Annotated in this window: 16 protein-coding genes and 1 tRNA gene; 5 read left to right on the plus strand and 12 right to left on the minus strand. The window is 63.4% G+C overall.

Annotated features, from left to right (window positions below; all coding sequences use genetic code 11):
* Positions 1 to 126 precede the first annotated feature (126 nt).
* The 4 genes from ASG03_RS16580 to ASG03_RS16595 form a co-directional block, all read right to left on the minus strand.
* Positions 127 to 202 (minus strand) — tRNA-Lys (locus tag ASG03_RS16580).
* Between the two features lie 98 nt (positions 203 to 300).
* On the minus strand, positions 301 to 1218 hold the full coding sequence (locus tag ASG03_RS16585; protein ID WP_062694597.1) for a PhzF family phenazine biosynthesis protein: 918 nt from the start codon (positions 1216 to 1218) through the stop codon (positions 301 to 303).
* A gap of 89 nt (positions 1219 to 1307) precedes the next feature.
* Complete coding sequence (locus ASG03_RS16590) at positions 1308 to 2078, minus strand: NUDIX hydrolase (RefSeq protein ID WP_062694598.1); 771 nt, start codon at positions 2076 to 2078, stop codon at positions 1308 to 1310.
* The gene (locus tag ASG03_RS16595; RefSeq protein ID WP_062694600.1) at positions 2071 to 3174 is read right to left on the minus strand and encodes an endonuclease/exonuclease/phosphatase family protein; all 1104 of its coding nucleotides are present in this window, start codon (positions 3172 to 3174) and stop codon (positions 2071 to 2073) included. The genes ASG03_RS16590 and ASG03_RS16595 overlap by 8 nt, the downstream gene beginning before the upstream one ends.
* 165 nt (positions 3175 to 3339) lie before the next feature.
* Here ASG03_RS16595 and ASG03_RS16600 point away from each other — a divergent pair, with 165 nt between their 5' ends.
* Positions 3340 to 4398, plus strand: a complete 1059-nt coding sequence (locus ASG03_RS16600) for an aldo/keto reductase (RefSeq protein WP_062694602.1) — start codon at positions 3340 to 3342, stop codon at positions 4396 to 4398.
* 191 nt (positions 4399 to 4589) lie between these two features.
* Here the strand turns inward: ASG03_RS16600 and ASG03_RS16605 are convergent, their stop codons facing one another.
* From ASG03_RS16605 to ASG03_RS16625, 5 genes are all read right to left on the minus strand, one after another.
* Positions 4590 to 5507 (minus strand): SHOCT domain-containing protein, encoded by a 918-nt coding sequence (locus tag ASG03_RS16605; protein WP_062694605.1) that lies wholly within the window; start codon positions 5505 to 5507, stop codon positions 4590 to 4592.
* Between the two features lie 127 nt (positions 5508 to 5634).
* Positions 5635 to 6864, minus strand: a complete 1230-nt coding sequence (locus ASG03_RS16610) for an aminotransferase-like domain-containing protein (protein ID WP_062474064.1) — start codon at positions 6862 to 6864, stop codon at positions 5635 to 5637.
* Between the two features lie 561 nt (positions 6865 to 7425).
* A complete protein-coding gene (ilvC, locus tag ASG03_RS16615; protein WP_062474066.1) occupies positions 7426 to 8445 on the minus strand; it encodes a ketol-acid reductoisomerase in 1020 nt (339 codons plus the stop codon).
* Positions 8446 to 8481: 36 nt separating this feature from the next.
* Entirely contained in the window at positions 8482 to 9126 is a 645-nt protein-coding gene (locus ASG03_RS16620) for a TetR/AcrR family transcriptional regulator C-terminal domain-containing protein (RefSeq protein WP_062694607.1), read from the minus strand.
* A gap of 178 nt (positions 9127 to 9304) precedes the next feature.
* Positions 9305 to 9769, minus strand: a complete 465-nt coding sequence (locus ASG03_RS16625) for an Lrp/AsnC family transcriptional regulator (RefSeq protein WP_062474070.1) — start codon at positions 9767 to 9769, stop codon at positions 9305 to 9307.
* Between the two features lie 160 nt (positions 9770 to 9929).
* On the opposite strand from ASG03_RS16625, the gene ASG03_RS16630 reads away from it, so the two are divergent.
* The gene (locus ASG03_RS16630; RefSeq protein WP_062695262.1) at positions 9930 to 10658 is read left to right on the plus strand and encodes an aspartate/glutamate racemase family protein; all 729 of its coding nucleotides are present in this window, start codon (positions 9930 to 9932) and stop codon (positions 10656 to 10658) included.
* Between the two features lie 10 nt (positions 10659 to 10668).
* Here the strand turns inward: ASG03_RS16630 and ASG03_RS16635 are convergent, their stop codons facing one another.
* Positions 10669 to 11031, minus strand: coding sequence for a winged helix-turn-helix transcriptional regulator (locus ASG03_RS16635; RefSeq protein ID WP_062695265.1), 363 nt, complete (start codon positions 11029 to 11031; stop codon positions 10669 to 10671).
* A gap of 208 nt (positions 11032 to 11239) precedes the next feature.
* Between ASG03_RS16635 and ASG03_RS16640 the strand changes: the two genes are divergently transcribed.
* Positions 11240 to 12124: an SDR family oxidoreductase gene (locus tag ASG03_RS16640; RefSeq protein WP_062694609.1), complete on the plus strand. Its 885-nt coding sequence runs from the start codon at positions 11240 to 11242 to the stop codon at positions 12122 to 12124.
* A 33-nt stretch (positions 12125 to 12157) separates the two neighbouring features.
* Here ASG03_RS16640 and ASG03_RS16645 read toward each other — a convergent pair whose 3' ends face one another.
* The gene (locus tag ASG03_RS16645; protein WP_062474074.1) at positions 12158 to 12913 is read right to left on the minus strand and encodes a pyridoxine 5'-phosphate synthase; all 756 of its coding nucleotides are present in this window, start codon (positions 12911 to 12913) and stop codon (positions 12158 to 12160) included.
* A gap of 616 nt (positions 12914 to 13529) precedes the next feature.
* Here ASG03_RS16645 and ASG03_RS16650 point away from each other — a divergent pair.
* A complete protein-coding gene (locus ASG03_RS16650; protein WP_156381856.1) occupies positions 13530 to 14798 on the plus strand; it encodes a hypothetical protein in 1269 nt (422 codons plus the stop codon).
* A 69-nt stretch (positions 14799 to 14867) separates the two neighbouring features.
* Here ASG03_RS16650 and ASG03_RS16655 read toward each other — a convergent pair whose 3' ends face one another.
* The gene (locus ASG03_RS16655; RefSeq protein WP_062474078.1) at positions 14868 to 15995 is read right to left on the minus strand and encodes an ATP-dependent DNA helicase; all 1128 of its coding nucleotides are present in this window, start codon (positions 15993 to 15995) and stop codon (positions 14868 to 14870) included.
* Positions 15996 to 16341: 346 nt separating this feature from the next.
* On the opposite strand from ASG03_RS16655, the gene ASG03_RS16660 reads away from it, so the two are divergent.
* On the plus strand, positions 16342 to 17436 hold the full coding sequence (locus tag ASG03_RS16660; protein WP_062694613.1) for an AbrB family transcriptional regulator: 1095 nt from the start codon (positions 16342 to 16344) through the stop codon (positions 17434 to 17436).
* Positions 17437 to 17471 lie beyond the last annotated feature (35 nt).

A 17471-nucleotide genomic window follows, 5' to 3' on the forward strand; every position in this document is an offset into this window, starting at 1 on the left:
TGACGTGCTGCTGACCCGCGCGTCGCCTTCGGGAGGACGGGTGCCTGATCGAGGCGCGACGTTTCAGCGCACCACCCTGGCCGGGCGAGGCTGAAAGCGGTACGCAAACAAGGAGATGGAGAAATTTGGTGGGTGATGTAGGGTTCGAACCTACGACCCGCTGATTAAGAGTCAGCTGCTCTACCAACTGAGCTAATCACCCACGAGGACAACATCGCTGCTGTCTGACGCGGCGTATAGAGGCCTTCGCCCGGCTTGTCCAGTTGCTGGGCCGCGGAATCCGAGCAAACCGCAAACTTATCAGAGATAAAGTTCGCCGGCCGCGATCTTGACCGCCTGTCCGCCGATCCGCGCACCGACAATCTCGCCGTTGCCGATATCCAGATGAAGATGCAGGTAGGACGGCCGGCCCATTTCCACGCCCTGCTCGACGAGATAGCTGTGATGCCCGTCCGGCAACTGGTCGAAACAATGGATGGCGGCCGAGAAGGCGGCGAGCGCCGAGCCGGTCGCCGGATCTTCGTGCACGCCCATGGCCGGCGCGAACATGCGGGTGTGGAAACGGGCATGATGGTTGATCCCGCCGCGGCAATAGAGATAGGCGCTCGCCAGCCGTCCATCGGCCATGGGGGCCATCTGCTCCCATTGTGCCGCGTCGAAGTCGACGTCGGCCATCGCCTTCAGGTCGTGCAACGGTATCGCGACGAACGGCACGCCGGCGCTCCAGAAGGCAGGAACGTGATTTTCGAAACCGATCTGCGTCGTCTTCAGGCTCAGCGCGTCGGCAATCCGACCGACGTCAAAGCGCGCCTCGAGGCGCACCGACTTGCGCGGCAGGTCGAACTCGGCAAAGCTCGCCTCCCCGGGCCGCAGCTTCACCGCGCAGCGCACCGGACCGACATTTTCCTCCAGGACATGGACGAGATCGCGATTGACGCCCTCACCCCCCTGCGCGTCTTCAGCCAGTGCCACGGCCGCTCCGACCGTCGGATGGCCGGCGAAGGGAAGCTCGGTGCCCGGCGTGAAGATCCGCAGCCGGGCTGCCGATGCGGGATTGTCCGCCGCGCAGACGAAGACGGTCTCCGACAGATTGAACTCTCCAGCGATCGCCTGCATGGTTTCCGTCGATAGCCCGTCGCCATCGAACACGACGGCCAGCGGGTTGCCCTGCAGCTTTTCCCTCGTGAAGACGTCGTAGATCGCATAGCGGCGTGCCAAATCCGTTCTCCCGTTGAAGCGACCGGCCTTGCTGTCGTCAGCCGCCGGAGGACCTTGCCTTCGGGATCCGACGCGGGCAAGGCAAATCGTTATCGATACCGACCAAAGATATGCGCGAGAATCACACGCATGTGGGGCTGGTAGTTGTGTGCGTGCGGATCGGCGTCGAAGATCGCAACCGCATCGTCGATCTCCTCCTCCTCCGCTGTTTCGATATGGCGCCCGATGCGCGCGAGGAGGGAGTCCGAGGTTTCGGAAAAGCGGAACCTGCGAAACAGGAACGCCGAGCCGTCCATCTGCATCCCCTCGAACGGTCCCGCGACGGCCTCGCCGGCATCGAGGCCCGTTTCCTCCAGAACCTCGCGACGCATGTTGCCGGGCACGTCGCAGACAAGGCCCCGCGCATCCTCCACGAGGTCGGAGGCATCGATGGACCCGGCCGCGCAATAGACCTTGCCGGGATTTGCCGTATGTGCGCCCATCCGCACAGCAATGACGGCGCCGTCGGAGGTCTCGATCACCGGAACGGCGGCGAGATGGCAGACAATGGGCGGACGCGATGCCGAACGCCACCAGAGAAAGGCTGCGAACGGCGCGAGATAGCCTTCGCCGACGAGCGTTCCGGCTTGCACGCTGAGCCGATGCTGCAAGACCATTTCGCCATTGAAGAGGGCGGGATTGGCGGCCTGTTCTCGTGCCCAGTTCTCCGCAATCTCGGGTGCGTGCTCCGCAAGAACCGGATGGGGGCCCGGCAGGACGCGCAGATCGATATCGGCCACGGGAAAGATGACGCCCGCCGCCGGCCATCCGTCGCCGATGCCGGGCGGGTGCGGCCGGGCGATCTTCGAGACCTCAGACATCGAGCGCCACCACGACGGGGCAGTGATCGGAGGCCTTCGGCCGATCCCATCCGGTGCGGGGATAGCGCTCCACGTCCTGGCCGGGTGGAAACACGGTGCGATAGGGTTGCCCGGCACGGATGATATCCGGCACGGCGTCCGGGTTGCGGGCGGCGAGCGCCGGAGAAAGCCAGATATAATCGAGCTGGCAGAGATGCCGCTCGGCCGGGCCACGGCTGTGAAACAGCGTCCAGCGATCGAGCACGGGACGCCGCCGGACCACGTTCTCGGCAAACCCCTCGGCTGAAAAGACGTCCAGCGCCGACGAGGTCTCCGCGGCGGGTACGAACCCGTAGCCGCTCCGTCGATCTCCCGTGACGTCGATCCGCTCCTGATAGTCGTTCATGTCGCCGCAGATCACGAAGTTCGCGGTCTGCGTCTGGCCGGGAAACCGCTTCTCGATGATGCCGCGCACCGCCAGCGCCTCCGCCCGACGCACGGGCAGCGTGGACGACCTGCCGTCCAACCCGTCGCGGCTCGGACCCATCGATTTGAAATGCACGACGAAGACGGTCAGCGGCCGTCCGCCGATGGTCAGTTCCAGCTGCAGGCAATCCCGCCGGAAAACGCGGTCCGCCGGCACGTTGGTCCGCGCGATCTCCGCGTCATGCAATCCGAGCTCGGCATAGGTCAGGGCGGCATGCGAGATGGCGCTGGTGCAGACGATGGACTCCCCGTCCCGCGTCACCTCCCGCATCATCACCGCAACATCGATCCCGCGCCCGTCATTGCCCTCGATCAGCACCTTCTTGCGATAGCCGCTGCCCATCATCCGGTAGAGATAGCCATATTCGAACGCCTCCAACGCGGCCATGTCGTCGGCCTCCTGCAGGCAGAGAATATCGGCATCGCAGTCGGCGATCGCCAGGGCCGACATCTGACGCGTGTCGTCGGCATGGGTAATCGTGCGCGCCTCCTCAAGACGCTCATAGACCGCCTCGTTGCCGATATCGAAGAGCCGGAGCACCCGATCCTGCTTGGATGGATTGCGATAGCCCGAAAAATCGAACCGGCGCATGAGATTTTCGATGTTGAAGGTCGCAAGTCGAAGGGTCATGAAAGCGTCCGCTGTGTCGCCCCGACCATAGACGGGCTGGCACGAGAGGCAAGCGCTGAAGCCGGCCGCCCCGCAAGCAATCGCTCATCTGCCGCCGGCCGTATTTCCCGACCGCCGCTGCCGCCCTATCTGCCGCGGCACGACGGATCAACAGGAGGAAACAGCATGGAATACCGCAATCTCGGCCGCTCCGGTCTCAAGGTCTCCACCATCACCATGGGCACGATGACCATGGGCGGCAAAGGCTGGGCCTCGATGGTCGGCAGCCAGGGCGTGGACGAAGCACGACGGCTGATTGACATGTGTCTCGACGCCGGCGTCAACCTGATCGACACCGCCAACGCCTACTCTGCCGGAGCCTCGGAGGAGATCATCGGCGAGGTCCTCGGCGGCAAGCGCAAGAACGACGTTCTCATCGCCACGAAAGCCCGGTTTCCCATGGGCGACGGCATCAACAATCAGGGCCTTTCGCGGCATCACCTGATCCGCGAATGCGAGGCGAGCCTCAAGCGCCTCAACACGGATGTGATCGACCTCTACCAGGTCCACCAGTGGGACGGGCAGACCCCGCTCGAGGAAACCATGGCGGCGCTCGACACGCTCGTGCAGCACGGCAAGGTCCGCTATATCGGCTGCTCGAATTTCTCCGGCTGGCACATCATGAAGGCCATGGGCATTAGCGCGAGCGACCATCGTCATCGCTTCGTCAGCCAACAGATCCACTACACGCTCGAGGCCCGCGAAGCGGAATACGAGCTGCTGCCGATCTCCATCGACCAGGGCCTCGGTGTTCTCGTCTGGAGCCCGATCGCCGGCGGGCTGCTGTCCGGCAAGCATCGCCGCAATCACACCCCGGAAGGCAGCCGTCAGGCAGCCGGCTGGACCGAACCGCCGATCCGCGACGTCGACCGCCTGTGGACGATCGTGGACGCGCTGATCGAAATTGCCGAGAGCCGCGGTGTTTCCGCAGCGCAGGTGGCGCTGGCCTGGCTGATCGGCCGCAAACCCGTGACCTCCGTCATCATCGGCGGGCGCACGGAAGAGCAGTTCCGCGACAACCTCGCGGCCGCCGACCTGAAGCTGACGGACGAGGAACGCGGCCGGCTGGATGCTGTCAGCGCACCGCCCATCCTCTACCCCTACTGGCACCAGATGCAGACGGCGGCCGAACGGCTCGGCGAGGCCGACCTTTCGCTGCTCGGCCCGCATATCGCCAAGGCCTGAGCTCATGCATGTCGCCGACAAGTGTTCAGCGGTTTCGGGAGACGACATGCATCAAAACAAGACCTTGAAGCGCGTTGCGTGAATCCTTTTTCACGCAACGCGCTTTAAGACAGGAAACGGCGGCGGATCATCATCCGTCGCCGTTCAAGCCCATCGCACCGAACTGCCTGATCAAGGAACGATGCCGATCGTCACAGGCGCTGGAGAAGCTCGGCCTTCTTCGCCGAAAATTCTTCCTCCGAGAGGATCCCGGCGGCCTTGAGCGCCGCGAGCTTTTCGATCATGGCGATGATCTGCAGGCCATCGTTCGACACGGGTTGCTGGGGCGCCTGCGGTTGCAGGCGGGATTCGGCCGCACCGACCAGACGCGCCTCGAGAGACGCGCTGCCGGGATCGATCGCGGCCAGCGGCGCGGACTGGGCGGCCGACCAGCCTTCGCCCGCATAGCCGTCCGTTTCGACCTCCGATGCCGGGGCCGGCGCTGCGGAAAGCGGTGCCGCCGTATACCCGGCTCCCGCATGATGGCCGTCCTGATCGACCATGGGATCGGCCCCGGGCAGGTCGCCGCCATTGTTGAGCCGGCGAAGGCGGGAGACGGAAAACGAACCGCGCTGGCTCGTGAAGGTTTGCGAGCCTCCGACACCCTGCTGCTGGCCGACGCCGGAAATCACGTGATCCTCCGTGTCGTAAAGCGTCAGACCGTCGCCGTCCTTGATGGCGAGGCAATGCTGGGACGGGAAGACCGCATAGGCGCTGTCGTTCTGTGCGCCCGTGCTCGAGGGCACGCCCAGCCAGTCCGGCCACCAGGCGTGATGTCCGCTCGACGCGTCGTTCATCTCGATCCGCCCCGACGACAGGGCTTCGGCCAGACTGTTGCAAAGGGAGTCGACCGTGTTCTTCAGTCCATGGTTGAACATGTCGCCGACCATGGTCATGCCGCCGCGCATCCATTGGCCGTTGCCGCCGAGCTCGGCAATGTCGAATTGGGCCATGGTACCATGGCCGCGCTTCACCGCGACGAGCATGGCCGTCACGGCGCTCTCGCTCAGCTGGAAGCGTCCGGCGAGTTCGGAAAGAATAGCTTTTGTGGCATCGCTCTGGCCCTGCATCGTTTGTCCCTTCGCTTTCGCCACGCGGCGGCGCCGCGTACCACTCCCATGACAGAGTGGCACGCGAAGATATAGGGCAAGGCTTGCAAACGATCAGGTGTGGCAAGCGATCAGGTGCGGGAGCCGATCAGGCAACCTTGTCGAGCATCTCGCCACGGATGAGCGTGGCAAGACGCGATATGCCTTCCTCGATCATCGTTTCATTGGCGCAGGAGAAGCTGACGCGCAGCGTGTTGGCGCCCGATCCGTCGGCGAAGAATGCCTTGCCGGGCACGAACGCAACCTTGGCCGTCACCAGCGACTTCGCCAGAAGGGCGGCCCCTTCCATGCCCACCGGCAGGGTCAGCCAGACGAACATGCCGCCTTCCGGGCGCGTCCAGGAGACGCCGTCGGGCATGTGGGTCTGCAGCGCGTTCAGCATCGCATCGCGGCGCTGGCTGTAGACGGAGCGGATCTTGTCGACCTGCCGGTCGAAGCCGCGCTCGGCCACATGGCAGATCGCCATCTGGTTGATCGTCGAGGAATGTAGGTCGGCCGCCTGCTTCATCAGGACCAGCTTGCGGATGACCGGCATGGCGGCGACGACGAAGCCGACACGCAGGCCGGGGGCCAGCGTCTTCGAGAAAGAACCGCTGTAGATCGTGCGCGTCTCGTTGATCGCACCCTTGCGGGCGATCTCGAGCGCGAGGATCGGCGGGATCGCATCGCCGTTGAACCGGAGCGACTGATAGGCACCGTCCTCGATGATGGCGATATCCATCTCGTCGGCCATGTCGATCAGCGCCTCGCGCTGGCTGCGCGTCACGGTCTCACCCGTCGGATTGGAGAAGTCCGCCGAGAGATAGGCAAACTTGACGCGGCCGCCGGCTTTCGCCGCCGTTTCCTGGTAGGCCGCCGGTGTCCGGTTGCCGCCGGGAGTCAGCTGATCGTAGTTCGGCTCGTAGGCATTGAAGGCCTGCAGCGCACCGAGATAGGTCGGCCACGTCACGAGGGCCGTATCGTTGGGAGACAGGAACAGCTTGCCCAGATAGTCGAGCGCCTGCTGGGACCCGGAGGTGATGAGGATGTTCTCGGCCTCGCAGGGAATGCCGATCTTCGCCATCTCGCCGACCAACCATTCGCGCAAGGGCAGATAGCCTTCGCTCACCGAGTACTGGAGCGCAGCGCCGACCGAGGGGCCGGAAAAGATGTCGGCATAGGCAGCCTTGAATTCCGCGTCCGGAAACAGCGCCGGGTCCGGAATACCGCCCGCAAACGAGATAATGTCGGGACGATCGAGCAGCTTCAGAAGTTCGCGGATTTCCGACGCGCGCATACGGCTCGAGCGCGTTGCGAAAATGGATTCCCAGTCCAGCATGGATATTTCCTCGATGATGCTTTTGCCGAACCACATCACGGCAGGTGGAATAAGTCAACAATACTGACCTAAATCAGCAGAAAAAGTCGGCTGCCAAGGCTGCGGGCGAAAGAGAAGGCCGGTTGTGGGGAGAAGCGTTGCGGAGACCCTGCCGATGAGGTCACAGATGCTTGCGACCTGAACCACCGGGCACGCATGCCCGGCGTGTTAGGCTGTAAGAAAACGATCTTCCGGCCACGACCGAAATCCGTTCTGCCAATGGCCTCTCAGGCGCTGCCCGAGGTCAGGCTGCAGGCGATCAGCGCACCGATGGCGCAGAGAATCGCAAAGTCGAACCAGGCGAAATACTCCATCACGGTCGTCATCACACTATCCTCCTCGATGTGGAACGAGACGGAGAGAGTGTGCGCCGAACGGCGCGATCATGCAACCTTCAATCACATGTTTTGCAAAGCACAATCTTTCTTGCATTGCAAAAGCAGCGTGCGCCCGCGTCTGGCGGAGCAAACGAAAATGCCGGGCGCAACCGCCCGGCATCGACGTTTCCGAGGACGGAGACGCTCAGTTGCGGGCCTTGTCGACCAGCTGGTTCTTGGCGATCCACGGCATCATGCCGCGCAGCTTCGCACCGACTTCTTCGATCTGGTGGCTGTCGTTGACGCGACGGATACCCTTGAAGCGGGCCGCGCCGGACCGGTATTCCTGCATCCAGTCCGAGGTGAACTTGCCGGTCTGGATGTCCTTGAGGACACGCTTCATCTCGGCCTTGGTCTCTTCTGTAATGATCCGCGGACCCGTGACGTATTCGCCCCACTCTGCCGTGTTGGAGATCGAGTAGTTCATGTTGGCGATGCCGCCTTCATAGATCAGATCGACGATGAGCTTCACTTCGTGCAGGCACTCGAAATAGGCCATTTCCGGCGCATAGCCGCCTTCGACCAGCGTTTCGAAGCCGGCGCGGATGAGCTCGACCAGGCCACCGCAGAGAACGACCTGTTCGCCGAAGAGGTCGGTTTCGCACTCTTCCTTGAAGTTCGTCTCGATGATGCCCGAACGACCGCCGCCAACGCCGCAAGCGTAGGACAGCGCGAGATCGAGCGCATTGCCCGACGCGTCCTTCTCGACCGCCACGAGGCAGGGAACGCCGCCGCCCTTCTGGTACTCGCCGCGCACCGTATGGCCCGGGCCCTTGGGCGCGATCATGACGACGTCGAGCGTATCCTTCGGCTCGATCAGGCCGAAATGCACGTTGAGACCATGTGCAAAGGCGATGGCGGCACCGTCGCGGATGTTGCCGGCGATGTCGGCCTTGTAGATGTCGGCCTGGAGTTCGTCCGGGGTCGCCATCATCAGCAGGTCGCCCCACTTGGCGGCTTCGGCGACGGTCATGACCTTGAAGCCGTCGGCTTCGGCCTTCTTGATCGTCGGGGATCCCGCCTTCAGCGCGATCACGACGTTCGAGGCGCCGCTGTCCTTCAGGTTCAGCGCGTGGGCGCGGCCCTGGCTGCCGTAGCCGACGATGACGACGTTCTTGGACTTGATGAGATTGAGATCGGCATCACGATCGTAATAGACGCGCATGGAGTGTGTCCTTCCCTTGTTGAATCCCGGCCGCCTTCAGGGCTTGGCCATCTGTCTTTTCGTACCGTAGAGATCAAGGAAGGCGTCGACCGCCCGCTCCGCCCTGCGGCTGAAATCCTGTTGTGTCAGCTTCACGTCCTCGCCGAGCAGCATGCGAAGATGCAGATCGGTGACGATGAGCCCGTAGAGCGTGCCGTAGGCCTCTTCGCCATTGTCGAACCGCAGGAGCCCTGCCCTGCGTCCGGCGTCGAGCAACCCTCCGGCACGCTTGCCGATCTGGCGGCGCCCGCGCTCCTGCAGCATCTGCCCGAGCTGCGCGCCGTCGCGGCTCGCCTGGCCAATCGCAAGGCGGTTGAGGGCCAGCGACACGTCGCCGCTGAGCACGTCGAGCAGATCGCGTGCGAAAACCACCAGATGCGCACGCAGGCTGTCGCCCGTCAGTGTTTCCGCCCGCTCTTCCAGCGTGCGAACCTTGCTGGCCTGGTATCCGATCATCGCCGACAGAATGCCGTCGCGATCGCCGAACCACTTGTAAAGGCTTTCCTTGGAGCAGTTCGCCGCCCGTGCGACGCCGGCGGTGGTCAGTGCCCGCTCGCCGCCGTCAACCAGCAACCGGAGCGCGCTGTCCAGAACGGCGTTCTGGCGCGGCGAAAATTCCGGCTGGGTGGACAAGGACGACACGACGACAAACCTCCAAAATAGTACCGTACGGTACGGTTCTTTCTAAGCGGAAGAAGGGCGGGTGGTCAAGCGGCACGGGCAAAAAAAATCAGGGTTGGGAGCGAGGTTGTGACAGTCGGATCTCCGGCCACGTCAGCCGGGTGCCAGGCCGATGGACCCTGACGGTTTGGTCGGAGGATTAGACGGCGTAGTCGACCGGAAAGGCGGCTCCGCTTTTCAGAACCTCCATCGAGATGGACGCGGAGACATCGAAGAGTTCCGTCTTGCGGACGATCTGCTTGTAGATGACATCGTAGTGTTCGACGCGCGGCAGGACGATCTTCAGGATGTAGTCGTAATTGCCGGTCAGCCGGTGCACCTCCACGATCTCGGGGATATCACGGATGATCCGGCGAAAACTGTCGATCCATTCGTCGGAATGCTGAGTCGTCTTGATCAGCGCGAACACCGTCGTCGGCACGCCGATTCGATCGCGGTCGAGAACCGCGATACGACGCGCGATATAGCCTGCCTCCTCCAGCCGCTGGATCCGGCGCGAGCAGGCCGAAAGCGACAGGCTGATCCGTTCGGCCAGGACCGTGACCGACTGGTCCGCATTTTCCTGCAGCAGCCCGAGCAATTTCCGGTCACGATCATCCAGCATCACGCGTCTCCCGATCACCTCACGCGGATTTATTGCATAAGAGCTCGTCATGGCGCAAATTTTTCCTGCGTGACGGCTGTCAAGAGCCGTGGAATGCAAGCACATGCCGCCCGTTCCGCCGCATCATGGTCGTCATCACGGCATCAGGGGCACGGACAACATGCGCAAGATCGGTCTTATCGGGGGAATGAGTTTCGAAAGCTCGGCGGTCTACTATCGCATGGTCAACGAGGCGGTTCGGCGTCACCTCGGAGGTCTGCACTCGGCCGAGGTGCTGCTGCACTCCGTCGACTTCCAGTCGATCGTCGACCTGCAGATGGCCGGTCGCTGGGCCGATGCCGCGAAGCGCCTTTCGGATGTCGCGCGTGCGCTGGAAGCTGCCGGCGCCGATTGCGTGCTGATCTGCACGAACACGATGCATCTGGTCGCGGAAGAGGTGCAGGCCGCCATCGGTATCCCGCTCATCAACATCATCGACGAAACGGCCAAGGCGATGTCCGCCGCAGGGATCCGCCGGCCCCTGCTGCTCGCCACGCGCTACACGATGGAACACGGTTTCTACGCCGATCGCATGGCCGGCCACGGGATCGAGGTCATGGTCCCCTCGCCCGAGGATCGGACGCTCGTCCATGACGTCATTTTCAAGGAGCTGTGCGCCGGACACGTTCACGATGCCTCGCGCACCGCTCTGCATGCCGTCATCGCCGAGGCCAAGGCGAACGGCGCCGACGCTGTCATCCTCGGCTGCACCGAGATCTGCCTCATTCTCGACCCGGACACGCTTTCGCTTCCGGGCTTCGATTCGACGGCCCTTCATGCCGGCGCTGCCGTGGCCTTCGCGCTCGACGGGACCGAAATGACGCAGACCGGCTGCCGCAAGGCAGCCTGAGCCGTCAGCGTCAGCTCGCGGCGTCGAACACCTCCCGCGAGGTCCGGATCGTCCCGTGGTGCAGGGTCGACCACTCCACCAGCGGGAGGAGAACCGTGAGGAAAGACCGACCGAGATCCGTCAAAGCGTAGTCGACGCTCGGCGGATTGGTCGGATAGACGGTGCGGGCGATATAGCCGTCGCGCTGGAGGTCGCGCAGTGTCTGCGTGAGCATGCGCTGCGAAATATCCGGAATGGTGCGCTTGAGGGCAGAAAACCGCTTCGGACCATCGCTGAGCGCGTGAATCATCAGGGTCGTCCACTTGCCCGCGATATTGCCGAGCACGTCGCGCATGGGGCAATTGCCCGGCGTGAACACGACGCCACCGATCATGATCGCGCTTTCACCTCGGGTCTTGCGGACATTCGTGTTCACAGGGCGGTTCCCTTTACGTGCCTATAGGCGAAAAAACTGCCGCCTTTACAGATGCGGCTCAGTAGAGAATGAAGAGGAAGTCTCTTTTCGAGACCATACCTTGCCTCGGTTCACGCTGCAATGCGGAGCCTGTCATTCCTGAGCTATCATCTGGAGAAGGAAGCCCATGTCCAAAATCCTCATCACCGGTGCCGCCGGCAAGTTCGGCCGTCTCGTCCTGGACGCCCTCCTCGCGTCGGGCAAGCTGGCCCCGGCCGACATCGTCGCGGCCAGCCGGGATCCCGGCAAACTCGCGTCCTATGCCGAAAAAGGCGTGACGCTCCGCAGGGCGGACTTCGATGATGCTTCCACGCTCGATGCCGCCTTCGACGGCATCGACAAGGCGCTCATCATTTCCACCGACGCGCTCGCGGTTCCCGGCCAGCGCCTGGCACAACACCGCAATGCCGTGGCCGCTGCCCAAAAGGCTGGTGTGAACAGGGTGTTCTACACCTCTCTCCCGAACGCCGACGTCTCGGCTGTGACCTTTGCGCCGGATCATCTCGGCACCGAGGCAGCGATCAAGGCGTCCGGCCTCGCCTACACGATCCTGCGCAACAGCTGGTACATGGAAAACCTGTTTCTGTCCGTCCCGAACGCGCTGCAGTCGGGCACGTGGTTCACGTCGGCCGGTGACGGCAAGACCTCCTATGTCGCACGCGCGGATCTTGCCGAGGCGACCGCCGCAGCCCTTCTTGGCGATGAAACGGACAACGTCACGCTGACCCTCACCGGCCCGGTCGCCTATACGACGGCAGAGATCGCCGCGCTCGTGAGCGACGTCACGGGCAAGCCGCTTGCCGTGCTGAACCTCACCGACGCGCAATTGGCAGGCGGAATGGAGGCAGCCGGCGTTCCCGCCTTCCTCATCCCGACATTCGTCTCTTTCGACACGAACGCCCGTCTCGGCCATATCGGGATCGTGACCGATTCGGTGGAGACACTGACGGGCCGGCCGTCAAAGACGCTCCGCGCGTTCCTCGAGGAAAACAAGGCGGCGCTCGCCGGCTAGGCGCACTCCGGCGTCACCGCGACGGGTCTGCGGTCAGGCGACGGTCTCGCCGCAGGCGCGGCGGAACCGGCGCACGGTTTCCGTCATGCCATATTCCAAGGCGTCGGCCGTCAGGCCATGCCCGATGGAGACCTCATCGAGATGGGGAATGTGTTCGGCGAGGAGCGGCAGATTCTCGACGGTCAGATCATGGCCTGCATTGACCCCAAGCCCGAGATCACGCGCGATTTCCGCAGTGCGCCCGAGTTCGCGCGCGATGACGGCCGCACGATCCGGCGCGCCGTAACATCCGCCATAGGGCCCGGTATAGAGCTCGATACGGTCAGCCCCGGTCGCCCGAGCGATGTCCAGCGCCTCGCGATCGCCGTCACCGTCGGCAAACAGCGAGACACGAAGCCCCAGATTTTTGAGCCGGGCGATGACATCCGTCAGAAGCGCCCGGTTTGCCCGGAAATCCCAGCCGTGGTCGGACGTGGCCTGCGCCGGATCGTCGGGAACCAGCGTGACCTGTTCGGGCCGGTGGCGCTCGACCAGCCCGAGAAACTCGGCATTGGGATAGCCTTCCATATTGAACTCGGCCTTTGGAAACATCTGGTCGATCAGCGTGCGCAGGGGACCGAGATCCGAGAACCGGATGTGCCGCTGGTCCGGACGCGGATGAACGGTCAATCCGTGTGCCCCGGCCTCAAGCGCCTGCTTGCCGATCCCGACCACCGACGGCCACGGAAGATCGCGGCGGTTTCGCAGCATGGCGATCGCATTGAGGTTGACCGAAAGCTTGGCGGGCATGTGACACCTTGGAAGACCGGAGACATCGGGACAGAACACGAAGACAGCGCCCGGAGGCGACGGGCCATCTCTAGCATTCCCCCGGACGGCGATCCAGAGGCGGCAACGGGACGGCTCGCCGGCCCGGGCACCTGCCGAAGCGCGCAAACCGCAACCGGAGACTGCCGAACCCCAGGCGCACTGCATCCTCTCGATGTCCGTAGCCGCACCAGAATGGCATCGGAAAGGTACGCAAAAGGTTTATTTCTTCATTATTAGTAAGTAAACGATATCATTTTTAAACGCGAATGATATCAGGTCTTGCTAGAACGATGGAGAGAACCAACAATGGGTTTGCCGGCTGCGCCGTGAGGGCATCGAGTCGCGTCGCTCTTGCGGATATGGGATCACAGGCGTCCCGTGCCACTGAAGAGTCAGCGATAATTTACGCAATTTTGAAGAGCATTTTCGTGCAGGTCTGGTAAAGTGACGTATCGATGCGGTTCGTGCCGCATCGCGCGGATCAAAACGACAAGCACCGACGTGAACCAGGGCGTTTCTGAGACTGTAACGATACCGGTGCGTCCAAAAGAGGATTGCTCGGTGACTGGATGAGAGCGGAAGGAGGCAGAGTGTTTTGAAGCCGTTGGAGAGACCAACCGATACGGAAATCCGCTCCGCGCTTGCCGATGTTCTGGCCAGCACCGTTTTCGCGCGATCCGAGCGCCTTCGCGCATTTCTCTCCTATGTCGTGAACAAGGATCTGGCCGGTCAGTCCATGCAGCTGAAGGGCTATACGATCGCTGTCGACGTGTTCCGCCGTCCGGACGCCTTCAATGCCGATAGCGACCCCCTGGTCCGGGTGCATGCAGGCAAGCTGCGCAAGCTTCTGACCGCCTTCTATGAAACCGAGGGGCGCGAGGCCGTCTGGCAAATCGAGATCCCCAAGGGCGGTTACGCCCCTGTCTACGTGCATCGTCCGGCCAGTGCCCCTGCGCACGAGCCCGCGCCTCAAAGCTTTGAGGCTGATGTCGTCCACGAGGTCGAACCGCTCGAGGCAGTGGCGCCGATGGCGCTCGCCGAGCCCACCCCGGATGCAGCCTTCCCGGAAGACACGGCGTTGACGAGCGACCACCTCCCGATCGAGGCCGAACCGGAACCGGCGATCGCCGCTGCGCCTCTGACGTCTCGAAGCCCGATCGTGAAGCGGGTGAGGCCGAGCTGGCTGCCCGCGCCGCTCGCGACACCCGTCGCGATGATCTCGCTGCTCCCCCTGCTCCTCTTCGCACCTCTGAGCTCGACGGCGCTTGGCGTCAGTCCGCAGGTCCAGGCGCGCCTGTCGCTCTCAAGGGATGCCGCGGACATCGAGGTCCCGCGCGTGGCGATCGAGGCCGTTGGCAACGACGATCACGCGGCCCGGCTTGCCCGACAGATCCGTGCAGCGATGGATTACTATACGGTGATCACGCCGGGTCCCTTGCCCGACGTGCTCGCCGGGCAGCCGCCATCAAAGAGCGCCCTGTCCTTCACCATTTCGATCGCGCCTGCCGAAACCGATGAGCAGACGAGGGTCACCGTATCGAGCGACGCGACGGGTGAGATCGTGTCGCAGATATGGATCGACAACCAGAATCTCTCGAACGATTTCGACCTTCTGTTCGAAAGCCTCGGCGTCGCCGCAAGGACGCTGGCGACGAATGGCGACCTCTTCCACTATGCCGTCGACAAGGGCATATCGAGCCCGCTCATGCAGTGCATGCTGGTCACGGACACCTATCGCCGGGAAAAGAGCCGGGAAGCCCTCAAGGAAGCCCGCATCTGCCAGGAGAAGCTTCTCGGCAAGCGAAAGACGGAGGGTGAGTTCATCATCAGCGCCAGCGAGTTGAAGCGCAACGTTCACCCTTAGCGATCGCATACATCGCGTGGGCGTTTCCGGACGTGTCGATAACCGGGCCAGCCGATCGGCGCACCCGGATCAGCGAACGATCGTCAGGGTTTCCGCCGCCCGCGTAATGGCCGTGTAAAGCCAGCGTTCGCGTGTGTCGCGAAACGCCCAGCTCTCGTCGAACAGGACGACATCGTTCCACTGCGACCCCTGCGCCTTGTGCACGGTCAGCGCATATCCGTAGTCGAACTCGTCGTAACGCTTGCGTGTCGTCCAGGGGATTTCACCTTCGACATCCTCGAACGCCGTCTTGAGCAGCTTGATCTTGGCCGCGCCCCGATCGAGATCGTCGTCCTCGGGACGGATCATCAGATTGATTCCCGGCTTCACGGTTTCCTTCGAGGAGGTCATCACCTGCCAAAGGGATCCGTTGAGAAGGCCTTTTGCGGGGTCGTTGCGCAGGCACACGAGCTTGTCGCCGGATTGCGGATACTCTGTCGAAAACCCCTTGAGTTCGCGCAGCCGCGTATTGTAGCGCCGCCGCGTCTTGTTGGTTCCGACCAGGACCTGATCGGCCTTCAGCACCAGATCCTGCGTCACCTCGGATTTCGGGATGATCTTTGCCGTTCCGTAGTCGCCGAACATGATCTCCTTGCCCTCGCGCACCTGCATGGCAAGCTTGATGATCGGGTTGTCGCGGGCCTGCCGGTGAATGTCGGTCAGAAGGTAATCGGGCGCGTCGTTCGTGAAATAGCCCCCACCCGTCACGGGCGGCAACTGACCGGGATCGCCGAGAACGAGGATCGGCGTGCCGAAGCTCATCAGGTCCTTGCCCAGCGCCTCGTCGACCATCGAGCATTCGTCGACGATGATCAGCGCCGCTTTCGCAACCGGGCTCTGGCGGTTGATCGAAAACATCGGCGACACCGACGTCTTGCCGGTTTCCTCGTCGGAAACCTCTTCCTCGCCCCGCGGACGGTAGATCAGGGAATGGATCGTCTTGGCATTGGAGGCCCCCTTCGAGCGCAGCACCTGGGCGGCCTTGCCGGTGAAGGCTGCAAACAGGACTTCGCCATCGACATGCTCGGCGAAGTGGCGGGCAAGCGTCGTCTTGCCGGTACCGGCATAGCCGAACAAGCGGAACAACGGCTTGCGTCCGGCTTTCAGCCACTGGCTGACGGCCTTCAGCGCTTCATCCTGCTGGGGGGCAAATTCCATGCAGCGACGTGGCAGGATTCGGCGCCGAAGTGCAAGCCCGCCGGTGCGCTTTCCCGGCATGCGCAAGCGGCAGCGCGCGTGGATGCCGGTGAATGCGGGCGGAATTTCAATCCGCGCAGGACGCGAGCTTGACTTCCGCAGCCCGGTAGCACTAACCCCGGGGAAAGCATCCGCCGACGTCCGCCCTCCTGCAGGCCGCACGCGTCATATCCAAGGTCCCGGCAATCCCGTTCGTCGCACAGCTCCGTGCCGGATCGTGTGATTGTTGAGGCTGCAGGATCCGCACCGACATCGCGTGTTCCGGACGGAGATCCGGAATGAGAATGGCCAGAAATCGAGCCGCCCCATGATCTCACCGTCAAGCCCTGCAACAACCGGTCTCGGCCGGCGATCCCGCAGCCTCCAGTGGCTCCTGCTGCTCGTCCTGTCGCTTGCCCTTGCCAGCGGCCTGGAAGCCCTGGGCATTCCCGCGGCCCTCCTGATGGGGCCGATGGTCGCCGGCGGCATCCTCGGCCTGAACGGCAGCACGATCCGCCTTCATCGTGCGTTCGTCCTGTCGTGCCAGACGCTCATCGGCACGATGATCGCGGGCTCCATCACGGCCGACATCGTCGGCACCTTCCTCGGCAACTGGCCGCTGTTCCTCGGCATCGTCGTCTGCGTCATCACCATGAGCACACTCAGCGGCTATCTGATTACGCGGTTGAACGTCCTTCCCGGCACGACCGCCATCTGGGGGTGCTCGGCCGGAGCCGCCACGACGATGATGGTGATGGCGGAGGCGTATGGCGCCGATGTCCGGCTCGTGGCCTTCATGCAGTATCTGCGGGTGGTGTTCGTCGCCGCGGCCGCCGCTCTCGTCGCCCGCTACTGGGCAGGGCTGGAGGGCGCGACCACAGCGATCGTCTGGTTCGCGCCGATCGCAGCGCTGTCCTTCGCCCAGACGCTTTTTGTCGCCATCTTCGGCGGCATGCTCGGCTGGTATCTTCGCATTCCCGCGGGTGTCCTTCTCGTGCCCTTCCTGATCGGCGGCCTGCTGAGCGTGACCGGCAGCATCCACATCCATCTCCCGGAATGGCTGCTCGCGATCAGCTATGCCGCGCTCGGCTGGAACATCGGTCTCGGCTTCACGCGCCCAGTTCTCGCCCATGCCCGTCGCGTGCTCCTGCCCACGGTCGCCTCCATTCTGGTGTTGATGGGTATTTCGGGCGGGCTCGCCTTCGTTCTGACCAGGACAACCGGAATCGATCCGCTGACGGCCTATCTCGCCACCAGCCCCGGCGGGATGGATTCGATCGCCATCATCGCGGCCTCCAGCAATGTCGACATTTCCTTCGTCATGGCGCTCCAGACCGCACGTCTGCTGATCGTCATGGCCATGGGACCGCCCTTGGCCCGCTTCGTCGCCCGTCGGGCCGGTGCACGTCCCGCCCTTCCCTGACCCCTCTTCCGGCCGGCCGAGCGACGCCTATATCT

The sequence above is a fragment of the Rhizobium sp. Leaf341 genome (assembly GCF_001424325.1).
Lineage (GTDB): Bacteria > Pseudomonadota > Alphaproteobacteria > Rhizobiales > Rhizobiaceae > Ferranicluibacter.

Excerpts from the sequence above, each read along its gene's own strand:
- ASG03_RS16590 (WP_062694598.1), bottom strand. The coding sequence starts at position 2,078 with ATGTCTGAGGTCTCGAAGATCGCCCGGCCGCACCCGCCCGGCATCGGC.
- ASG03_RS16595 (WP_062694600.1), bottom strand. The coding sequence starts at position 3,174 with ATGACCCTTCGACTTGCGACCTTCAACATCGAAAATCTCATGCGCCGG.
- ASG03_RS16600 (WP_062694602.1), top strand. The coding sequence starts at position 3,340 with ATGGAATACCGCAATCTCGGCCGCTCCGGTCTCAAGGTCTCCACCATC.
- ASG03_RS16605 (WP_062694605.1), bottom strand. The coding sequence starts at position 5,507 with ATGCAGGGCCAGAGCGATGCCACAAAAGCTATTCTTTCCGAACTCGCC.
- ASG03_RS16610 (WP_062474064.1), bottom strand. The coding sequence starts at position 6,864 with ATGCTGGACTGGGAATCCATTTTCGCAACGCGCTCGAGCCGTATGCGC.
- ilvC (WP_062474066.1), bottom strand. The coding sequence starts at position 8,445 with ATGCGCGTCTATTACGATCGTGATGCCGATCTCAATCTCATCAAGTCC.
- ASG03_RS16625 (WP_062474070.1), bottom strand. The coding sequence starts at position 9,769 with ATGCTGGATGATCGTGACCGGAAATTGCTCGGGCTGCTGCAGGAAAAT.
- ASG03_RS16630 (WP_062695262.1), top strand. The coding sequence starts at position 9,930 with ATGCGCAAGATCGGTCTTATCGGGGGAATGAGTTTCGAAAGCTCGGCG.
- ASG03_RS16635 (WP_062695265.1), bottom strand. The coding sequence starts at position 11,031 with ATGATCGGTGGCGTCGTGTTCACGCCGGGCAATTGCCCCATGCGCGAC.
- ASG03_RS16640 (WP_062694609.1), top strand. The coding sequence starts at position 11,240 with ATGTCCAAAATCCTCATCACCGGTGCCGCCGGCAAGTTCGGCCGTCTC.
- ASG03_RS16645 (WP_062474074.1), bottom strand. The coding sequence starts at position 12,913 with ATGCCCGCCAAGCTTTCGGTCAACCTCAATGCGATCGCCATGCTGCGA.
- ASG03_RS16655 (WP_062474078.1), bottom strand. The coding sequence starts at position 15,995 with ATGGAATTTGCCCCCCAGCAGGATGAAGCGCTGAAGGCCGTCAGCCAG.
- ASG03_RS16660 (WP_062694613.1), top strand. The coding sequence starts at position 16,342 with ATGATCTCACCGTCAAGCCCTGCAACAACCGGTCTCGGCCGGCGATCC.